17 protein-coding genes are annotated in these 17,598 nt (G+C 68.6%); 10 read left to right on the top strand and 7 right to left on the bottom strand.

Going from position 1 to position 17,598, the window contains the following annotated elements; translation table 11 throughout:
- Nucleotides 1-29: 29 nt before the first annotated feature.
- Nucleotides 30-1,718: an aspartate-alanine antiporter gene (aspT, locus tag AC07Q9_RS13270; protein WP_495309916.1), complete on the bottom strand. Its 1,689-nt coding sequence runs from the start codon at nucleotides 1,716-1,718 to the stop codon at nucleotides 30-32.
- 73 nt (nucleotides 1,719-1,791) lie between these two features.
- A complete protein-coding gene (gene aspT / locus AC07Q9_RS13265; RefSeq protein WP_495309913.1) occupies nucleotides 1,792-3,480 on the bottom strand; it encodes an aspartate-alanine antiporter in 1,689 nt (562 codons plus the stop codon).
- Nucleotides 3,481-3,941: 461 nt separating this feature from the next.
- On the opposite strand from aspT (AC07Q9_RS13265), the gene AC07Q9_RS13260 reads away from it, so the two are divergent.
- From AC07Q9_RS13260 to AC07Q9_RS13245, 4 genes are read left to right on the top strand one after another with little or no spacing between them, the layout of a single operon-like run.
- Nucleotides 3,942-4,955, top strand: coding sequence for a sugar ABC transporter substrate-binding protein (locus AC07Q9_RS13260; protein ID WP_495309911.1), 1,014 nt, complete (start codon nucleotides 3,942-3,944; stop codon nucleotides 4,953-4,955).
- A gap of 30 nt (nucleotides 4,956-4,985) precedes the next feature.
- On the top strand, nucleotides 4,986-5,945 hold the full coding sequence (locus tag AC07Q9_RS13255) for an ABC transporter permease (RefSeq protein ID WP_492678158.1): 960 nt from the start codon (nucleotides 4,986-4,988) through the stop codon (nucleotides 5,943-5,945).
- On the top strand, nucleotides 5,945-6,742 hold the full coding sequence (locus AC07Q9_RS13250; RefSeq protein WP_056583427.1) for an ATP-binding cassette domain-containing protein: 798 nt from the start codon (nucleotides 5,945-5,947) through the stop codon (nucleotides 6,740-6,742). Before AC07Q9_RS13255 ends, AC07Q9_RS13250 begins: the two co-directional genes overlap by 1 nt.
- Nucleotides 6,735-7,970: an ROK family transcriptional regulator gene (locus AC07Q9_RS13245; protein WP_495299467.1), complete on the top strand. Its 1,236-nt coding sequence runs from the start codon at nucleotides 6,735-6,737 to the stop codon at nucleotides 7,968-7,970. The genes AC07Q9_RS13250 and AC07Q9_RS13245 overlap by 8 nt, the downstream gene beginning before the upstream one ends.
- A gap of 13 nt (nucleotides 7,971-7,983) precedes the next feature.
- Here AC07Q9_RS13245 and AC07Q9_RS13240 read toward each other — a convergent pair whose 3' ends face one another.
- Nucleotides 7,984-8,421, bottom strand: coding sequence for a hypothetical protein (locus AC07Q9_RS13240; RefSeq protein ID WP_495309908.1), 438 nt, complete (start codon nucleotides 8,419-8,421; stop codon nucleotides 7,984-7,986).
- A 200-nt stretch (nucleotides 8,422-8,621) separates the two neighbouring features.
- Between AC07Q9_RS13240 and AC07Q9_RS13235 the strand changes: the two genes are divergently transcribed.
- The 6 genes from AC07Q9_RS13235 (at nucleotide 8,622) to AC07Q9_RS13210 (ending at nucleotide 15,524) form a co-directional block, all read left to right on the top strand.
- Entirely contained in the window at nucleotides 8,622-9,263 is a 642-nt protein-coding gene (locus AC07Q9_RS13235) for a hypothetical protein (RefSeq protein WP_495309906.1), read from the top strand.
- Nucleotides 9,264-9,407: 144 nt separating this feature from the next.
- Nucleotides 9,408-10,532, top strand: a complete 1,125-nt coding sequence (locus tag AC07Q9_RS13230) for a 3-deoxy-7-phosphoheptulonate synthase (protein WP_139703841.1) — start codon at nucleotides 9,408-9,410, stop codon at nucleotides 10,530-10,532.
- A 394-nt stretch (nucleotides 10,533-10,926) separates the two neighbouring features.
- Nucleotides 10,927-11,433: a Csu type fimbrial protein gene (locus AC07Q9_RS13225; protein WP_495309903.1), complete on the top strand. Its 507-nt coding sequence runs from the start codon at nucleotides 10,927-10,929 to the stop codon at nucleotides 11,431-11,433.
- 14 nt (nucleotides 11,434-11,447) lie between these two features.
- On the top strand, nucleotides 11,448-12,197 hold the full coding sequence (locus AC07Q9_RS13220; protein ID WP_495309900.1) for a fimbrial biogenesis chaperone: 750 nt from the start codon (nucleotides 11,448-11,450) through the stop codon (nucleotides 12,195-12,197).
- Between the two features lie 25 nt (nucleotides 12,198-12,222).
- Nucleotides 12,223-14,562: a fimbria/pilus outer membrane usher protein gene (locus AC07Q9_RS13215; RefSeq protein WP_495309898.1), complete on the top strand. Its 2,340-nt coding sequence runs from the start codon at nucleotides 12,223-12,225 to the stop codon at nucleotides 14,560-14,562.
- On the top strand, nucleotides 14,550-15,524 hold the full coding sequence (locus AC07Q9_RS13210; protein ID WP_495309896.1) for a Csu type fimbrial protein: 975 nt from the start codon (nucleotides 14,550-14,552) through the stop codon (nucleotides 15,522-15,524). The genes AC07Q9_RS13215 and AC07Q9_RS13210 overlap by 13 nt, the downstream gene beginning before the upstream one ends.
- A gap of 6 nt (nucleotides 15,525-15,530) precedes the next feature.
- On the opposite strand, the gene AC07Q9_RS13205 is transcribed toward AC07Q9_RS13210, so the two are convergent.
- The 4 genes from AC07Q9_RS13205 to AC07Q9_RS13190 all read right to left on the bottom strand — a co-directional run bounded on the left by AC07Q9_RS13205 (nucleotide 15,531) and on the right by AC07Q9_RS13190 (nucleotide 17,585).
- Nucleotides 15,531-15,968: an SRPBCC family protein gene (locus tag AC07Q9_RS13205; RefSeq protein WP_495309894.1), complete on the bottom strand. Its 438-nt coding sequence runs from the start codon at nucleotides 15,966-15,968 to the stop codon at nucleotides 15,531-15,533.
- Nucleotides 15,969-16,077: 109 nt separating this feature from the next.
- Complete coding sequence (gene map / locus AC07Q9_RS13200) at nucleotides 16,078-16,869, bottom strand: type I methionyl aminopeptidase (RefSeq protein WP_492678182.1); 792 nt, start codon at nucleotides 16,867-16,869, stop codon at nucleotides 16,078-16,080.
- Nucleotides 16,869-17,114 carry a ParD-like family protein gene (locus AC07Q9_RS13195; protein ID WP_099796415.1) on the bottom strand — a complete coding sequence of 82 codons (246 nt, stop codon included), beginning with the start codon at nucleotides 17,112-17,114 and terminating at the stop codon, nucleotides 16,869-16,871. The genes map and AC07Q9_RS13195 overlap by 1 nt, the downstream gene beginning before the upstream one ends.
- Before the next feature lie 66 nt (nucleotides 17,115-17,180).
- Nucleotides 17,181-17,585 carry a DUF6194 family protein gene (locus AC07Q9_RS13190; RefSeq protein ID WP_495309891.1) on the bottom strand — a complete coding sequence of 135 codons (405 nt, stop codon included), beginning with the start codon at nucleotides 17,583-17,585 and terminating at the stop codon, nucleotides 17,181-17,183.
- Nucleotides 17,586-17,598: the final 13 nt, after the last annotated feature.

Genomic DNA, 17,598 nt, shown 5'->3' with positions numbered 1-17,598 from the left:
GAAACGAAAGAAGAGAGAAGGCGCGGTGTTCAGACCAGCGCCACGATCAGCGGCCCCAGCAGCGTGAGGAACACGTTGGCCAGCGCGTAGGTGATGGCGAAGGGCACGGTGGGAATGGCGTTCTCGGCCTTGCCCAGCACTTCGCCGAAGGCCGGGTTGGCGCTGCGCGAACCGCTCAGCGCGCCCGCGAAGACGGCCGTGTTGTCGTAGCGCAGCACGTAGCGCCCGAACAGCATCGTGAGGATCATCGGCACCAGCGTGACGACCACGCCGACGCCGAAGATGGTCAGGCCCAGTTCCTTGATGGTCTGCACGGCCTGCAGGCCCGAGGTCAGGCCGACCACGACCACGAAGCCCGCCAGGCCCAGGTCTTTCAGCAGCTGCACCGCGCTGGGCGGCAGCGCGCCGAAGGTCTGCTTCTTCGCGCGGTACCAGCCGAACAGCAGGCCCGACAGCAGCGCGCCGCCGCCGGCGCCGAGCGTCAGCGGAATGGCGCCGATCTTCACGCTCAGCAGGCCGACCAAGAGGCCCACCACGAGGCCCGCGCCCAGGTACACGAAGTCGGTCTTGGCGCTGGGCACGATCACGTCGCCGACGAGGGAGGCGACGCGCTTCACGTCCTGCTCGGCGCCGAAGATCGACACCAGATCACCCACCTGCACCACGGTGTCGGGCTTCATCGGCAGCACCTGGCCCATGCGGCTGAGCTGCACCACGAAGATGCCGTGGCGCACGCCGCCGGCGGTGGCCTGGCGGATCTGGTCGACGGTCTTGCCGCCGAAGTCCTTGTTGGTGAGCACGATCTCGCGCTTGTTCAGCGTCAGCTCCATGCCGTCGACCGCGTCGACCTCCTTGCCCAGCAGCGGCGCGCTCGCCACCACGGCATCGCGTCGGCCCACGGTGAGCACGTAGTCGCCCTGGCGCAGCACGAGCGTGGGGCTGACCTCGACGAACTTGCCGTCGCGCTTCACGCGCTCGATGGTGATGGTGGTGGCCGGGTTGGCGTTCTCGATGTCGGCCACCGTGCGCTGCGGGTCGCTCGTGAGCTGGTAGATGCGCCCGACCAGCGAGGGCGCGGCTTCTTCCTGGTCGGGGCCGAGCACCTTCACGCCGGCCTGCATTGCGGTCTCGGCCGCGATCGCGTCGTCGCGGATGCTGCGGCCCATGAGCTTGGGCAGGATGTTGACGCACACGATGATCGCGCCGAAGGAGCCAAACACGTAGGTCACGGCATAGCCGATGGCCACGTTGCCCTGCAGCCGCGCGGTCTCGGCCGCGGCAAGGCCGAGCTTGCCGATGGCGTCGCCCGCCGTGCCGATGATGGCGCTCTGCGTGAGGCCGCCGGCCGCCACGCCCGCCGCCAGGCCCTTGTCGAGCCCGAAGAGCTTGGCCATGACCACCACGGTCGCCAGGCCGGTGGCGGCCATCACGGCGGCCAGGGTGATCTCCTTGATCGACTGCTTGCCCAGCGAGCTGAAGAACTGCGGCCCGCTCTCGAAGCCCACGGCGTAGATGAACAGCGCGAACAGCACGGCCTTCACGCCGCCGTCGATCTGCACGCCGACCTGGCTCACGATCACCGCCACCAGCAGCGAGCCGGCGACGCCGCCGAGCTGGAACTTGCCGAACTTGATCTTGCCGATCCAGTAGCCGACGGCCAGCGAGAGAAAGAGCGCCATTTCGGGCGACTTCTTGAAGAGTTCATGCAGCCATTCCATAGGGGAAGTCCTTTCAGTGCATCAATGAGAAGAAGAGAGAAGAGAAGGGCGTGGAGCGTCTCGGGTCGTTGTCTTATTTCGCGTGCTGTACCAGTCCGGCCAGGGCCACGATCAGCGGGCCCATCAGCGGCAGCACGACGTTCGAGATGGCGTAGGTGATCGTGTAGCCCAGCAGCGGCGTGGCGTTGCCCGCGGCGTTCTGCACGGCGCTGAGCGCGGGCGTGCTGCACTGCTGGCCGGCGATGGCGCCCAGCAGCACCGGCGCCTCGAGCTTGAGCAGGCGGTGGCCGACGAACAGCGAGAGGCTGGCCGGCACCACCGCGACGGCGATGCCCACCAGCGGCAGCGCAACGCCGAACTTCTGGACCAGCGCCAGCGCCTGCGGCCCCGAGGCCAGGCCCACGCAGGCGATGAAGGTGGCCAGGCCCAGGTCCTTCATGAGCGCGAGCGCGTCGGCCGGCACGCTCAGGCGGTGCGGGTGCTTCGACTGGTACCAGCCGAAGGCCAGCCCGGTGAGCAGCGCACCGCCGCCGGTGCCGAGCGAAAACGGAATGCCGCCGAGCTTGGCGCTGAAACTGCCGATGAACACGCCCAGCAGGATGCCCGCGGCGGCGAAGCTGATGTTGCTGCGCGTGGAGGCGATCACGCGGTCGCCGACCTGCGCGATGGCGCTCGCCACCTCGGGCGCGGGGCCGTAGAGCTTGAGCACGTCGCCGCGCTGCAGCGTGAGGTCGTTCACGAGCGGCATGGCGTGGCCGTCGCGCGCCAGGCCGATCACCTGCACGGCGGACGGCAACTCGTTTTCCAGCATGCGCAGCCCACGGCCGAACCATTCGCGGCGGTTGGCGACGACCTCGGTGGTCTCGACCACGGTGTCGAAGGCGGTGGTGTCGGCGAACTCGCGGCCCAGCAGCTCGCCCACGTTGACGAGGGCGCTGCGCCGGCCGATGGCCAGCACCTGGTCGCCCACGCGCAGGTGCAGCCCGGGCTCGACCACGAGGCTCTGGCCGTCGCGCACCACGCGCTCGATGCTGGCCTGCCGCCCGAGGATCGACGTCAGCTCGCCGACCGAACGGCCGCGTCCCACGGTGACGCGGAACACGCGCCCGACCATCTCGGGCGTGGCACTGGCGGCGTCCGGGTCGTCGGCGCCGCCGCCCATGGTCTTCCACAGCTTGTCGGCTTCGGCGCGCAGGTTCACGCGCAGCAGCAGCGGAAACACCTGGCTCGTGACCACCACGATGGCGATCAGCCCGAACACGTAGGTGATGGAGTAGGCCGTGACCACGTTGGCCTGCAGCTGCGCGATCTCGGCGGCGGGGAGCGACAGCTTCGAGATCGCGTCGGTCGCCGTGCCCACCACGGCCGATTCGGTGGCCGCGCCCGCCATCAACCCGGCGGCGGTGCCGCGGTCGAGCGACAGCAGCACGGTGGCACCGAGCACCAGCGCGAGCACCACCACCACCTCGACCAGGCACAGCAGGCCCAGCCGCAAGCCCTTGGCGTCGAGGTTGGCGAAGAACTGCGGGCCGCCCGCGTAGCCGAGCGCAAAGATGAAGAGCATGAAGAACACGTTCTTCACGCTGTCGTCGAGCCGGATGCCCAATTGGCCGACCACCAGCGCGGCAATCAGCGTGCCGCAGATGCCGCCCAGCTGGATCGGGCCGAAACGGATCTGGCCCACCGCGTAGCCGATGCACAGCACCAGAAACAATGCGATCTCCGGACTGTTTCTGAGTATTTCCACGAGATGACTGACCATCTGCCGCAATTCCTCCGGGTCTATTTGTTCAACTTATTCAGGCCGGCCGGTGGGGCGGAAAGAAAAACAGAGCACTGCATCCATTGGCATCAACGCCGTCCGGGCACCGGGGCGGCGCGCGAACTTTGTTTTTCACTCACGAATTGATGATTTTTCCTATTAGGTCTGACGATAAATCAACACCCATGACAATTGTCAAATTTTGAAAAGAATAGCTGTCGCGGCAATTGAAATGAGGTCGTTTGAATTACAAACTGCCCGTCGCGATGGAATGGACCGACCGGAGACCGAGGCCAATGCCCTCGGGTTTTTGATAACTCAAGTGACTTGATTTAGTCGGTCGACTGCTCGATAGTCCCCCTCGCGTCCGGATGCTTCCCCGCTTGTTGGCGGGCGGTGATCCGGTTCCACAGCAAGCACGGCAGGCGCTGTGCGCCCGCCCCCTGAAGGAGACAACCCTTATGTTCACCCGCCCGCGCTTCGTTCCCGCCCTGGCCGTCCTGGCCCTGGCCGCATCGGCCACGTCCACGGCCCTGGCCGCCGACCCGCCCGTCATCGGCCTGGTCACCAAGACCGAGACCAACCCCTTCTTCGTGAAGATGAAAGAGGGTGCGCAGGAAGAAGCAAAGAAGCTCGGCGCCAAGCTGCTCTCGGGGGCAGGAAAGGCCGACGGCGACAACGCGGGCCAGATCACGGCGATGGAAAACATGATCGCCGCCGGCGCCAAGACCATCCTCATCACGCCCAGCGACGCCAAGGCCATCGTGCCGGCGATCAAGAAGGCGCGCGACAAGGGCGTGCAGGTGATCGCACTCGACAGCCCGGCCGATCCGCCGGACGCCACCGACGCGCTCTTCGCCACCAACAACTACACGGCCGGCGTGCTCATCGGCGAATACGCCAAGGCCGCGATGGCCGGCAAGACGCCCAAGATCGTCGCGCTCGACCTGCTGCCGGGCCACCCCGTGGGCGCGCAGCGCCACAACGGCTTCATGAAGGGCTTCGGCCTGCCGGCCAACGACGCCAAGTCGAACGAGCTGTCCAAGTCGCCCGAGATCGTCTGCATGGCCGACAGCTTCGGCGACCAGGCCAAGGCGCAGACCGTGATGGAGAACTGCCTGCAGAAGGCGCCCGACGTGAACCTGGTCTACACCATCAACGAGCCCGCCGCGGCCGGTGCCTACAACGCGCTCAAGCGCGCGGGCAAGGAGAAGGGCGTGATGATCGTCTCGGTCGACGGCGGCTGCCAGGGCATCAAGGACACGGCCGCCGGCGTCATCGCCGCGACCTCGCAGCAGTACCCGCTGAAGATGGCCGCCATGGGCGTGGCCGCAGGCGTCGAGTTCGCCAAGACCGGCAAGAAGGCCTCGGGTTACGTCGACACCGGCGTGACGCTCATCGCCGGCAAGAGCGTGGCCGGCGTCGACAGCAAGGACACCAAGACCGGCACCGAGCTGTGCTGGGGCAAGAAGTAAACGGCCCCCGGCAACAAGGAAAGCACATCGATGGCGACATCTCCGACGCACCGCATTCCGTGGGGCGCCCTCGGGCCGTGGCTGGCCCTGCTCGGCGCATGCATCTTCTTTGCGACGCAGTCCGACCGCTTTCTCACGGGCGGCAACCTGTCGCTGATCCTGCAGCAGGTGATGGTGGTGGGCGTGATCGCCATCGGCCAGACGCTGATCATCCTCACGGCCGGCATCGACCTGTCGTGCGGCATGGTGATGGCACTGGGCGGGATCATCATGACGAAGTTCGCCACCGAGCTCGGCATGCCGGTGCCGCTGGCCATCCTGTGCGGCATCGGCGTGACGACGCTGTTCGGCCTGCTCAACGGCCTGCTGGTCACGCGCATCAAGCTGCCGCCGTTCATCGTGACGCTGGGCACGCTGAACATCGCGTTCGCGATCACGCAGCTGTACTCGTCATCGCAAACGATCACCGACCTGCCCGCCGGCCTCACGGGCCTGGGCACCACCTTCACCATCGGCAGCGCCGAAGTGGCGTGGGGCTCGGTGCTGATGGTGGCGCTGTATGTGCTCGCGTGGTTCGTGCTGCGCGAGACGGCCGCGGGGCGCCACATCTACGCGGTCGGCAACAACGCCGAAGCCACGCGGCTGGTCGGCATTCCGACACAGCGCGTCCTGCTGGGCGTGTACGTGGCGGCGGGCGTGCTCTACGGGATCGCCTCGCTGCTGTCGGTGGCGCGCACCGGCGTGGGCGACCCGAACGCGGGCCAGACCGAGAACCTGGACGCCATCACCGCCGTGGTGCTCGGCGGCACCAGCCTGTTCGGTGGGCGCGGCATCGTGCTGGGTTCGCTCATCGGCGTGCTCATCGTGGGCGTCTTTCGCAACGGGCTCACGCTGATGGGCGTGTCGTCGATCTACCAGGTGCTGGTGACGGGCGTGCTCGTGATCCTGGCGGTGGCGGCCGATCAACTCTCGCGCAAGGGAGCCCGCTGATGAACACCGTGGCCAACCCCAAGATCGTGATGCAGGCCAAGGGCCTGGTGAAGCGCTACGGCCAGGTCACCGCGCTCGACGGCGTGGACTTCGAGCTGCGCGAAGGCGAGATCCTCGCGGTGATCGGCGACAACGGCGCGGGCAAGTCGTCGCTCATCAAGGCGTTGTCGGGCGCCATCGTGCCCGACGAAGGCCAGATCCTGCTCGACGGCGCGCCGGTGCATTTCCGCAACCCGCTCGATGCGCGCCGCGCCGGCATCGAGACGGTCTACCAGGACCTCGCCGTCGCGCCCGCGATGACCATCTACGAGAACCTTTTTCTCGGCCGCGAACTGCGCCGCCCCGGCTTCCTGGGCAACGTGCTGCGCATGCTCGACAAGAAGAAGATGCTGCTCGAAAGCACGGCGCGCATGCAGGACCTGAAGGTCGGCATCCAGTCGATGACGCAGGCCGTCGAAACGCTCTCGGGCGGCCAGCGCCAGTGCGTGGCCGTGGCGCGCAGCGCGGCCTTCGCGCGGCACGTGGTCATCATGGACGAGCCCACCGCCGCACTCGGCGTGAAGGAAGGCAACATGGTGCTCGAGCTGATCCGCCGCGTGCGCGAGCGCGGGCTGCCCGTGGTGCTCATCAGCCACAACATGCCGCACGTGTTCGAGGTGGCCGACCGCATCCACGTGGCGCGCCTGGGCAGGCGCGCGGCCGTGCTCAATCCGAAGAAGATCAGCATGAGCGACACCGTGGCCGTGATGACCGGCGCCATGACCGCCGACCAGTTGCCCGCGGAGGCGCATGCCTGATACCGGCACCGACATCGCCATCGTTGAACGCCCCTCGGCCTTGCTGCGTCCGCGCGGCTCCAACCAGGTGGGCATGCGCCAGTTCAACGAGCGCGTGGTGCTGCAGGCGCTGCGCGTGCACACCAGCCTGCCCAAGGCCGACCTCGCGCGGCTCACGGGCCTGAGCGCACAGACCATCGGCCTCATCACCGCGCGGCTCGAGGACGACGGCCTCATCGTCAAGCAAAGCCGTGTGCGCGGGCGCATCGGCCAGCCTTCGGTGCCGCTGGCGCTGAACCCCGACGGCGCCTTCGCCATCGGCGTGAAGCTCGGGCGGCGCGGCGCCGAGTGGCTGCTGATCGACTTCGCGGCGCGCGTGCGCGAGCACCACGCGATCCGCTACGAGTTCCCCGACGCCGCGGCGCTGCTGCCCGTGATCGCCGAGCACATCCACCGCCTGCGCGACGGGCTCGGGCCGCTGGCCGCGCGCAACGTGGGCGCGGGGCTGGCGGCGCCGTTCCAGCTTGGCGGCTGGCACCGCACGCTGGGGCTGTCGAAGGCGCAGTCGGACGAATGGAACCAGATGGACCTGCTGGCCGAGGTGCGCGCGCGCACCGACGTGCCCGTGGGCTTTGCGCGCGACACCGTGGCGGCCTGCGTGGCCGAGCTGGTGACGGGGCGCGGGCACGACCTCAAGAGCTTTCTCTACATCTTCGTCGACACCTTCGTGGGCGGCGGGCTGGTCATCAACTCGCACCTGCACACCGGCGCGCATGGCAACGCGGGCGCGCTCGCGTCGATCCCGATGCGCACCGAGAAGCCCTCCGAAGGTCTGTCGACGCAGGTGGTGGCCGAGGCGTCGCTGTGGGAGCTGGAACAGCGCCTGCGCGCCGAAGGCCTCGACGCCACGGCGGCCTACGACGACCGCGCGCTCGAGGCACCGTTCGCCGCGGCCACGCAGGCCTGGCTCGGCAGCGCGTCACGCGCGCTGGCGCATGCCATCGTCAGCAGCACCGCGGTGCTCGACCTGGCCGACGTGGTGATGGACGGCTCGATGTCGCGCGCGCTGCTCGACGCGCTGCTGGTGCAGACCCGCGCGGCGCTCGCGCAATGCAACTGGGAGGGCCTGTGGGCGCCGCAGCTGCATGGGGGCAGGGCGGGGGCGCAGGCCTGCGCGCTCGGCGGCGCGATGCTGCCGCTGCACGCCAACTTTGCGCCGGACCACGATGTGTTTCTGAAGGCGGGGTGAGCCGCCCAAAAGCTCAGGGACTCGCCAAGGCGTGCAGGTCGCGCGGCAATCGCAGCGTGCTCGCGCGAGCGCCTGCGGGGCACGGCCCGTCGGAGTAGGCCGCATCGCCCTCGGGCATGACGCACTTGTGCACCTCGACGACGGCAGGCGCGGTCTTGGCTGTGGGGGCGATCACCGGGGCCTCGACGTTCGTGTTCGTCAGCGTGGCCGATGGCATGGGTGCGCGGGTCACCGCATCTGGCAACGCGCTGTGAGCGGTCGACTTGTCGGGCTCGGCGGGCACGACTGCAGTGGTCAAGGCCGCAGCACGCGCCGCGCTCTCGTGCACCAGGTCTTTCAAGGTCACGTAGAACAGCGACATCGCCACCAGCGCCACGCCCAGGCACGGGGCCCAGTACCGCCGGGGGTCGCCGGCCCGTGAGGTCAAAGCGATCGTCTGTTCCAGGTCCATGGCTGAAGCTCCTTGTCGTGTTCAGCCGTTCTTACCGGTGAGCGCCGGGCTCCGCTGTAGGCCGGCGCCATGCGCGGTGACGGAATCCGCCGCGAAAACGCCGTGGAGAAAGGCGCATCGCACGGGAAGCGGGGCGCTCTCGATAATGCAATCCGCTTGTAGAGAACCCCCACAGACGCAGAGAAGTTGAGAACCGCGAAATGAGTGCTGCAGATTTTCTTTTCGCCCCCGAGGTGCAAAAGCTCTTGATGGTCGCCTACGCGGCGCCCCAACAACCCCTGTCTTCCAGCGAGCTGGCCCAGCGCTCGAAGCTCGACCCCGCCGATGTGGAACGCACCTTGGCGCACCTCGTCGGCAGCGGCATCCTGAAGAAGCAAAAGCCGAAGGCCGAGGAGGCCGAGACCTTCTCGATCGACCGCGCGTTCATCTTCCACGACGAGCTGCGCAACATCGCGCTCAAGTCGTTCGCCGCGGCCGAGCCGGTTCGCGCGATGCTGCGCGGCAAGTTCAAGGCCTCGGTCGTGCGCGCCTTCGTGCTCGCGGAGGACGAAGACGGCACCCTGGAGCTGCTCGTCGTGCACGGCCAGTCGATGCCCGACGAAGCCACTCTGGCGGCCGCTTGCCGGAAGCTCTCGAAGACCATCCACCGCCACCTGAAGGTGCACGTCATCTCGAACGCGAAGTTCAACGGCCTCACGCCGCGCGATGCGCTCATGCCGAAACCCGCGGCGCTCGAGATCATCAAGCTCGGGGATACGAAGGCGCCGCTGCCCGTCGAGAAGGTCGGCCTCTTGCAGAGCGCGAGGAAGAAGTTGGCGACGCTGTCGCGTTCGTCGGCGTGATCGCCTGGCTTGGGTCCCGTGAGGCCAGCCGCCGATGCAGGCCGCGCCGGACCCCGACGTGTTCCTGAAGGCGGCCTGAGCAGGGTGGGGTGGGCGTGCTGGGGGACAATCGAAGAAACCCTTTCGCAACCCACTCCCACGACCATGTCCCGCCTCGACGACCCCCGCCACGACGCCGAAGTCGGCTCTCGCGACAGCACCCTCGACACCACCCGCATCGACGACGTGCGCATCGGCGCCGTGCGCCCGCTCATGACCCCCGCGCTGCTGCAAGAGCGCGTGCCCGTGCGCGACAACACGCTCGCGCTGGTCGAAGGCAGCCGCGCCGCCATCGCCGACGTGCTGCACGGGCGCGACGACCGCTTGGTGGTCGTGGTCGGCCCGTGCTCCATCCACGACCACGACCAGGCCATCGAATACGCGCAGCGCCTGAAGAAGGTGGCCGATTCACTGCAGGACGACCTGCTCATCGTCATGCGCGCCTACTTCGAGAAGCCGCGCACCACCGTCGGCTGGAAGGGCTACATCAACGATCCGCACCTGGACGGCAGCTTCGCCATCAACGAAGGCCTGGAGCGCGCGCGGCGCCTGCTGCTGGAGCTGACCACGCTGGGCCTGCCGACCGGTACCGAGTTCCTCGACCTGCTGAGCCCGCAGTTCATCGCCGACCTGATCGCCTGGGGCGCCATCGGCGCGCGCACCACCGAGAGCCAGAGCCACCGCCAGCTGGCCTCGGGCCTGAGCTGCCCGGTCGGCTTCAAGAACGGCACCGACGGCAGCGTGAAGGTGGCGGCCGACGCCATCCTCGCGGCCCGCGCACCGCATGCCTTCATGGGCATGACCAAGATGGGCATGGCCGCGATCTTCGAGACGCGCGGCAACGACGACTGCCACGTGATCCTGCGCGGCGGCAAGGCGCCCAACTATTCGGCGGCGGATGTGGCGTCCAGCTGCGAGGCGCTGCTGGCCAACGGCCTGCGCCCGCAGGTGATGATCGACGTCTCGCACGGCAACAGCAGCAAGCAGCACCAGCGCCAGATCGTGGTGGCCGAAGACGTGGCCGCGCAGATCGCGGGCGGCGAGCGGCGAATCACCGGGATCATGATCGAGAGCCACCTCGAGGAAGGCCGGCAGGACCTGAAGCCGGGTGTGCCGTTGAAGCACGGCGTGTCGATCACCGATGCGTGCATCGGTTTTGCGCAGACGGTGCCGGTGCTCGAAGGGCTGGCGTCGGCGGTGAAGGCGCGGCGCCGGTTGGCCAAGGCCTGAGGCTGACGAGGGGGCAGGGCGACTCCCTGCCGCCTGTCCCCCCGGGCGGGTTCGGGCAACGCCCCGAGCCGGTCCGCATCGACTTCCTGAGGCGGAGCAGCCTCGGGCGCCCCGCGCTTGTCGCGACCACTTTCCCCCCCGCCATCGACCGCACCAAGGCCTCCATTTCGTGGAGCCAAGGGGCGCTTGGACTGTGGCAGAAATGTAAACACTGCAAACAGTTTTCCAATTGTTACGAGAACTACATCACGAAACTTGAGCCGAGGCGCCGTGAATCCGAGGGCAAACAGGCCGGTCGTGGGGCATCCTTGCGCCACTTTGTAATTAAAACGTATGAAAAATGATTACAAAATACCGACCTGTCAGGTCTTATTGATTACATTTGGAGTTCTTCATGCTCAAGCTCGCAGTCGCCGCGGCGGTTACCGCCACCCTCGCTCTCGCATCCGGTTCCGTCCTGGCCCAGACGGCCTCGGCGAGCTTTCAGGTCAAGATGACCATCGTCAAGAGCTGCTCGGTGACCGCCGGCACCACCTCTGACATCAGCCTGGGCACCGCCGTGCTGCCCACGGCGACCAGCCAGACGGGCAGCAACACCATTTCGGTCACTTGCTCCAAGACCACGCCGTACAACGTCGGCCTGGCGCCGTCGACCGCCAACAGCGGCACCGTCAACGGCACGGGTTTCATGTCGTCGGCCACCAACAGCGACAAGGTGCCTTACGCGCTGTATTCGGACTCGACCTTTGGCGCAGCCTGGGGCAGCACCATCGGCACCAACACCGTGGGCGGCACGGGCGACGGCGCTGCGGCATCCCTGACGGTCTACGCCAAGAACACCAACGCCAATTTCACGCCCGGCAGCTACGCCGACACCGTGACGGTGACGGTCACGTACTGAGCCCGTACTGAATCGTGAGACGTGCTCTTGCCATCCTCGGACTGTGGGGCGCATGCCTGCTTGGCGGCGGTGCGGTCCAGGCGGCCGGCCTGCAGGTCTCGCCCGTCACCCTGACGCTGGCGGCGACCCGGCAGGCCGACGGGCTCTGGCTGAGCAACACGGGGCCAGCGCCGCTGGACGCGCAGATCCGCGTGTTCCGCTGGACGCAGGTGGACGGGCAGGACCGCATGGATCCGGCGGACGGACTCATCGTCAGCCCGCCCATGCTGCAACTGCCCATCGACGGGCGGCAACTGGTGCGCGTGATCCGCAACGGGCCGCCGCCCGCGGGTGCGGCCGAAGAGGCCTACCGCGTGCTGGTGGACGAGTTGCCCGTGCCGCAGGCGGCAGGCGCTGCGACCGACGGCAGGAAGAGCAACCTGAACTTCGTGATGCGGCACTCGCTGCCCATCTTCGTTTCCCCGGCAGGCGCGGAGCCGGCCCCCGCGCAGTTGCGCTGGAGCCTGCGGCGCGAGGACGGCAAGGCCGTGCTCGAAGTCAGCAACAGCGGCGGGGTGCACGCCCAGCTGGCGGACCTTGTGTTCACCGGCGCGGACGGCCGCGCCGTCACCGCCCATGCCGGCTTGCTGGGCTATGTGCTGCCCGGCGCCACCATGCGCTGGCCGCTGAAGACGCCGCCTGCCGCCGTGTCAGGCGCGGGTCGCTGGCAGGCCATGATCGATGGCAGGACCACGGCCGCAGACCTCGCGCCACTGGCGCGCTGAGCAGGCCGTGCACATGGCGAGGGCCTTGCTGGCCCCTTTCGCGCTGGCGCCGTTTGCGCTGGCCCTGACCGCACCGCCCGCCCTGGCTGCGCCCGCCGCCCAGGCCGCGCCGGCTGCCATGACGCTGTACCTGGAGGTCAGCCTCAACGGCATGGCGCGCGGGCTGCACCCGTTTCGCCTGGAGGGCGGGGCCTTGTGGGCCTCCCGTGCGGTGCTGCGCGAACTGAGTTTCACCCTGCCCGACAACGCTGCCGAATGGCTGCCCTTGCGCGACCTGCCCGGGCTTTCCGCTGACTACGATGCCGCACGCCAGCAACTGGCCCTGACCGCGCCGCTCGCGATGCTGAGCCTGCCCACGGCCACGGTGGGGCAGGCGGCCGTCACCGCGCAGCCCCTGAGCACGTCCACCGGCCTGCTGCTGAACTACGACCTCTATGGCACCCAGGGCAGGGGCGGTGGCAGCAGCCTGAGCGCCTTCGGCGAGCTGCGCGCGTTCCGCGGCGCCAGCGTGCTCAGCACCACCTGGCTGATGCAGCGCACGCACGACACCCAGGGCTGGAAGGACCAGTCCGTGCGCATGGACAGCACCTGGAGCCTGGCCTTCCCCGACAGGATGCTCACCCTGCGCGTGGGCGACACGCTCACCGGCGCCGTGCCCTGGTCGCGCGCCACGCGCATCGGCGGCATCCAGCTGTCGCGCGACTTCGGCCTGCAGCCTTACCGCCAGACCGCGCCGCTGCCCAGCTTCATCGGCTCGGCCACGATGCCCTCGGACGTGGAGCTGTTCATCGACGGCATCCGCCAGTACAGCGGCCAGGTGCCGGCGGGGCCGTTCCAGCTCAACACGCTGCCGCGCATCAACAGCACGGGCACGGCGCAGGTGGTGGTGACCGACGCGCTGGGCCGCGCCGCCACGCTGAGCTTTTCGCTCTTCGACAGCAACCGCCTGCTGGCGCCCGGGCTGACCGATTGGACGGTCGACCTGGGCGTGGTGCGCCGCAATTACGGCCTGCGCTCCTTCGACTACGGCAAGCAGCCGGTGCTGACCGGCACCTGGCGCCGGGGCCTCAGCGACAGCTTCACGATGGAAGCGCATGGCGAAGTGACGCGCGGCCTGGCGCTGGCCGGCGCCGGCGGCGTGTGGCAACTGGGCGCCGCGGGCACGCTGTCGGCGGCGCTGGCGGGCAGCCGGCACGACGCCGACGCCCCCGGCGGCAGCCGCAGCGGCACGCAGACCAGCCTGGGCTACCTGTGGCGGCAGGAGCGCCTGTCGGTCGGCCTGAACGGCACCCGCACCCAGGGCGACTACCGCGACGTGGCCACGGCCTACGGCTCGGCCCCGGCCAAGGGCAGTGCCAGCGCGAGCGTGGGCTACGACATGGGCGGCCTGGGCAACGTCAGCCTCAGCTACCTGTACCTGCGCCCGGTCGGGCAGAGCGCGTCGCGCTATGCCAGTGTGAACTGGTTCCGTTCGATCGGGCGCACGACCTCGATCACGGTGGGCATGAACCAGAACCTGGACAAGCGCAGCGACCGCGGCATCTTCGTCGGCCTGAGCTGGTCGTGGGACGCACAGACCAGCGTGAGCGCCGGCGTGCAGCGCAGCGGCGACCAGGGCACGGTGGGCACCGTCAGCGCGCAGCAGTCGCCCCTCGGCGACGGCGGTTGGGGCTGGCGCGCCACGGCGCGCACGGGCGGCGGTGCGACCGGCGGCCAGGCCGAGGTCAACTACCTGGGCCCCTACGGCCGCGTGCAGGCCGGCGTGAGCGAGATGGGCGGCAGCAGCGCCAGCCGCTACGCCTACGCGGGCGCCAGCGGTGCGCTGGTGCTGATGGGCGGCGGGGTGCTGGCCGCGCGGCGCATCGACGACGCCTTTGCGGTGGTGGACACCGACGGCGTGGCCGGCGTGCCCGTGAAGCTCGAGAATCGACCGGTGGGGCAGACCAATGCGAGCGGCCTGCTGCTGGTCGTGCCGGTGAACGCCTACCAGAACAACAAGCTGGCGATCGACCCGATGGACCTGCCCGCCGACGTGCGCATCGAGCGCGCCGAGACCCTCATCACCCCGGCCGGCCGGTCGGGCGCGCGGGCGCATTTCGGCATCACGCCCGTGCGGGCCGCCCACGTGGCATTGATGGACGCGCAGGGCCAGCCCTTGCCGCTGGGCAGCCGCGTGCAGGTGAACGGCCAGGACGGCAGCGGTGCGGTGGTGGGCTATGACGGCTGGGTGTACCTGGACACGCTCGACGTGCGCAACACGCTGGCCGTGCGCACGCCCGACGGCGGGGTGTGCCGGGCGCAGTTCGACTGGCGGCGTCCCGAGGGCGGTGGTTTGCAGAAAGAGCGGTTGACATGTGGACGTTGAGATTCGTGAAACTGGCGCTGGCACTCTCGTGGCTGCTGGGCATGGGCGCGGCGCATGCCGACCCGAGCTGCTGGGTCGCCAGCCAGCCCACCTTCGCCTTCGGCACCGTGACGGCGTCGGCGGCGACGGACACCACCGCCACGGTCGGCTTCGCCTGCCAGAACGACACCGGCCAGACCATGTACATGAACTACTGCGTGTACGTCTACCAGGGCAACGAGATCGCCGGCTACGCGCCGCGCTACATGACCAACTGGAACGGCTCGCAGATGGCCTACAACATCTACGCCGACGCGGGCCGCAGCAGCATCGTCGGCCCGCCGCCGGGCGGCGGCACCTACAGCAGCGCGGCGGGCACGTTCGTGCTGCCGGCCGGCGGCGGCAACGTCGCGCTGAACATTCCGTTGTACGGCCGCGTGCCGTCCGGGCAATCGCTGGCGGCGGGCAGCTACCAGGCCAACATCTACAACTCCCAGGTCGTCTGGGGCATGAAGAACGGCAACGCCCCCGGCAGTTGCAACGCGAGCTCGGCGAAGTACACCGGGGTGACGAATTTCTACACGCAGGTCACGGCCACCTATTCGAGCGCCTGTGCCGTCAGCGTGACGGCCACCGATCTGGACTTCGGCAGCGCCAGCTCGCTGGCGTCCGCGGTCAACGGCACGGCGGCCATCACGATGGCCTGCCCGCCCAGCACCGCCTGGAAGGTGGGGCTGAGCAATGGCGTGAACGTGACGGGGACGCAGCGGCGCATGGCGGGCGGGACCGGTGACTACATCCGCTACGAGCTGTACCGCGATGCCGCGCGCTCGCTGCGCTGGGGCAATGCCGCAGGCACGGACACGGTCGACGGCAGCGGCAATCCCGGCAGCGCCATCCCGGTCTACGGCCGGGTGCCGGCCCAGACCAACGTGGCGCCGGGCAGTTACAGCGACACGGTCACCGTCACGGTGACGTACTAGGGGCGGTCAGGCGCCGGCGCGAGTCGGCGCGTGGCGCTGCTCCGCATAGGTTTTCAGCGACTGCATGGTCCGGGGCAGCCCCGTGCGAAGTTGCTTGGCAACGCCGGGTCCGAACAGGAAGGCGAGGCCACCGGTGAACCACACGCGGTGCACCACTTCCGAGCCGCCGGCGACGGGCGACACCGTGTGCTCGAAGTGCATGCGGAACAGGGGGATGTGGCCTTCGACGGTGAACGAGCGGCCCTCGGTGCGCTCCGTGACCGCCATCGGCACGCCCATGCCCTTGCTGGGAACGATCCGGCCCTTGGTTCCCACGGCGAAGGGGCCGTTGAGCTGGGCCTTCTTGGTGTCCGGGTCCCACAGATGCCATCGATCGACCTCGCTCCAGATGTGGTCGACGACCGTGGGCGGGACTGCGATGTGGATGCGTTCTTCGATGTGCATGAGCGGGCCAGGAGTAAAAACGCGCAGCCTAATGCAAGGCAGCCCGTCCACCCGCGAAGCAGCCTGGGCGATGAAGGACATTGCGGCCATCGCCCGGCCGCGTTGCGCATCAGATCGGCGCGTAGGCGCCCGTGCCGTCCGGCCAGGCCGTCAGCACCTCGTAGCCGTCGGCCGTGACCGCCACCATGTGCTCCCACTGCGCGGACAGCGAGCGGTCCTTGGTCACGACGGTCCAGCCGTCGGCCAGTTGCTTCGTTTCGGCGCGGCCCGCATTGAGCATCGGCTCGATGGTGAAGACCATGCCCGGCTCCAGCACGAGGCCCGCCCCGCGCCGCCCGAAGTGCAGCACCTGCGGTTCGTCGTGGTAGATGCGGCCGATGCCGTGTCCGCAGTACTCGCGCACCACGCTGAAATTTTCGCGCTGGGCGACCGACTGGATCGCGTGGCCCACGTCGCCCAGCGTCGCGCCGGGCTTCACCTGCCGGATGCCGGCGCACAGGGCTTCGTAGGTCGTCTCCACCAGCCGGCGCGCCAGCACGCTCGGCGCACCGACGAAGAACATGCGGCTGGTGTCGCCGAACCAGCCGTCCTTGTTGACGGCGACGTCGATGTTGACGATGTCGCCCGCCTTCAGGATCTTGTCGGCCGAGGGAATGCCGTGGCACACCACCTGGTTCACCGAGGTGAGGATGGTCTTCGGATAGCCCAGGTAGCCCACGTTGGCGGGAATGGCGCCTTGCACCTTCACGATGTGTGCGTGGCAGAGGCGGTCGAGCGCTTCGGTGCTCACGCCGGGCACGACGTGGGGCTCGATCATGGCCAGGACCTGCGCCGCGAGTTGGGCGGCATGGCGTGCCATCACCAGTTCGTCGGCCGACCGGAGGGGAACGTCGTGTGCCATCAGTGCTGCTTGCCGTTCGCGGGGGCGCGGGGCTTGCCGGGTGGGGCGGCAATGTCCAGGCCGCCCGAGAGCTCGGCCTGGATCAGCAGCTGGCAGACCTCCCGGTAGTCGAGGTCGGGATGCATCTCGGTCAGCATGCCGACCCGCATCCAGTGCTCTGCCTGCGCATTGATCGACCGGCTGAGAGCGTTGCCCGCCACGCGCAGGTTCTCGTGCATCAGGTCTGAAATCTTGACGATGCCCATGGGCCACCTCTGTATGAAACGTATATGGATTGTATGCGTTTCATATGGTCGGGTGTTGGGGCCGGTCTACGCGCTCTTGTCCCGCGTGACCAGCAGGTTGCGCGCTTCCGCCAGCAGCGGCTTCACGGTCTCGAAGGTCGCGGCGCTCGGATTGATCACGCTCACCCAGTACATCTTGGCGTACACCGGGTGCGGCATCAGCCGGTCGAGCGCGGCGTGGTCGACGTCGGCCGGCGGCTGCTCGCCGAACAGCGCGCGAAAGGTCTCCTTGCCCACGCCGACGTTCAGGCGGAACACGCCGGGCCGGTTCAGCTTCGAGGCGCTGTCGAACTCGCTGTCCTTCGTCACGATCGTGGCGAAGGCGAACTTGTTGTCCGCGCCGTGGAAGAAGAAGGTGTTGTCGTCGGCCACTTCGAAATGGCCGCCGCCGAGCGTGTCGATCAGGTGTTGGGTGATGTCGTCTTCGGTCATGAATTGCGGATGT

It is taken from the genome of Variovorax sp. GW821-FHT09A10, from assembly GCF_059418385.1.
The sequence above is the reverse complement of the archived record's forward strand: the minus strand, read 5'-3'. Positions and strand labels throughout refer to the sequence as shown.

What these genes read in the sequence shown, in the direction of transcription:
- map (WP_492678182.1), bottom strand. Translation starts at nt 16,869, where the DNA reads ATGGCACACGACGTTCCCCTCCGGTCGGCCGACGAACTGGTGATGGCA.
- AC07Q9_RS13235 (WP_495309906.1), top strand. Translation starts at nt 8,622, where the DNA reads ATGAGTGCTGCAGATTTTCTTTTCGCCCCCGAGGTGCAAAAGCTCTTG.
- AC07Q9_RS13240 (WP_495309908.1), bottom strand. Translation starts at nt 8,421, where the DNA reads ATGGACCTGGAACAGACGATCGCTTTGACCTCACGGGCCGGCGACCCC.
- AC07Q9_RS13195 (WP_099796415.1), bottom strand. Translation starts at nt 17,114, where the DNA reads ATGGGCATCGTCAAGATTTCAGACCTGATGCACGAGAACCTGCGCGTG.
- AC07Q9_RS13205 (WP_495309894.1), bottom strand. Translation starts at nt 15,968, where the DNA reads ATGCACATCGAAGAACGCATCCACATCGCAGTCCCGCCCACGGTCGTC.
- AC07Q9_RS13230 (WP_139703841.1), top strand. Translation starts at nt 9,408, where the DNA reads ATGTCCCGCCTCGACGACCCCCGCCACGACGCCGAAGTCGGCTCTCGC.
- AC07Q9_RS13250 (WP_056583427.1), top strand. Translation starts at nt 5,945, where the DNA reads ATGAACACCGTGGCCAACCCCAAGATCGTGATGCAGGCCAAGGGCCTG.
- AC07Q9_RS13245 (WP_495299467.1), top strand. Translation starts at nt 6,735, where the DNA reads ATGCCTGATACCGGCACCGACATCGCCATCGTTGAACGCCCCTCGGCC.
- AC07Q9_RS13260 (WP_495309911.1), top strand. Translation starts at nt 3,942, where the DNA reads ATGTTCACCCGCCCGCGCTTCGTTCCCGCCCTGGCCGTCCTGGCCCTG.
- AC07Q9_RS13210 (WP_495309896.1), top strand. Translation starts at nt 14,550, where the DNA reads ATGTGGACGTTGAGATTCGTGAAACTGGCGCTGGCACTCTCGTGGCTG.
- aspT (WP_495309916.1), bottom strand. Translation starts at nt 1,718, where the DNA reads ATGGAATGGCTGCATGAACTCTTCAAGAAGTCGCCCGAAATGGCGCTC.
- aspT (WP_495309913.1), bottom strand. Translation starts at nt 3,480, where the DNA reads ATGGTCAGTCATCTCGTGGAAATACTCAGAAACAGTCCGGAGATCGCA.
- AC07Q9_RS13225 (WP_495309903.1), top strand. Translation starts at nt 10,927, where the DNA reads ATGCTCAAGCTCGCAGTCGCCGCGGCGGTTACCGCCACCCTCGCTCTC.
- AC07Q9_RS13255 (WP_492678158.1), top strand. Translation starts at nt 4,986, where the DNA reads ATGGCGACATCTCCGACGCACCGCATTCCGTGGGGCGCCCTCGGGCCG.
- AC07Q9_RS13190 (WP_495309891.1), bottom strand. Translation starts at nt 17,585, where the DNA reads ATGACCGAAGACGACATCACCCAACACCTGATCGACACGCTCGGCGGC.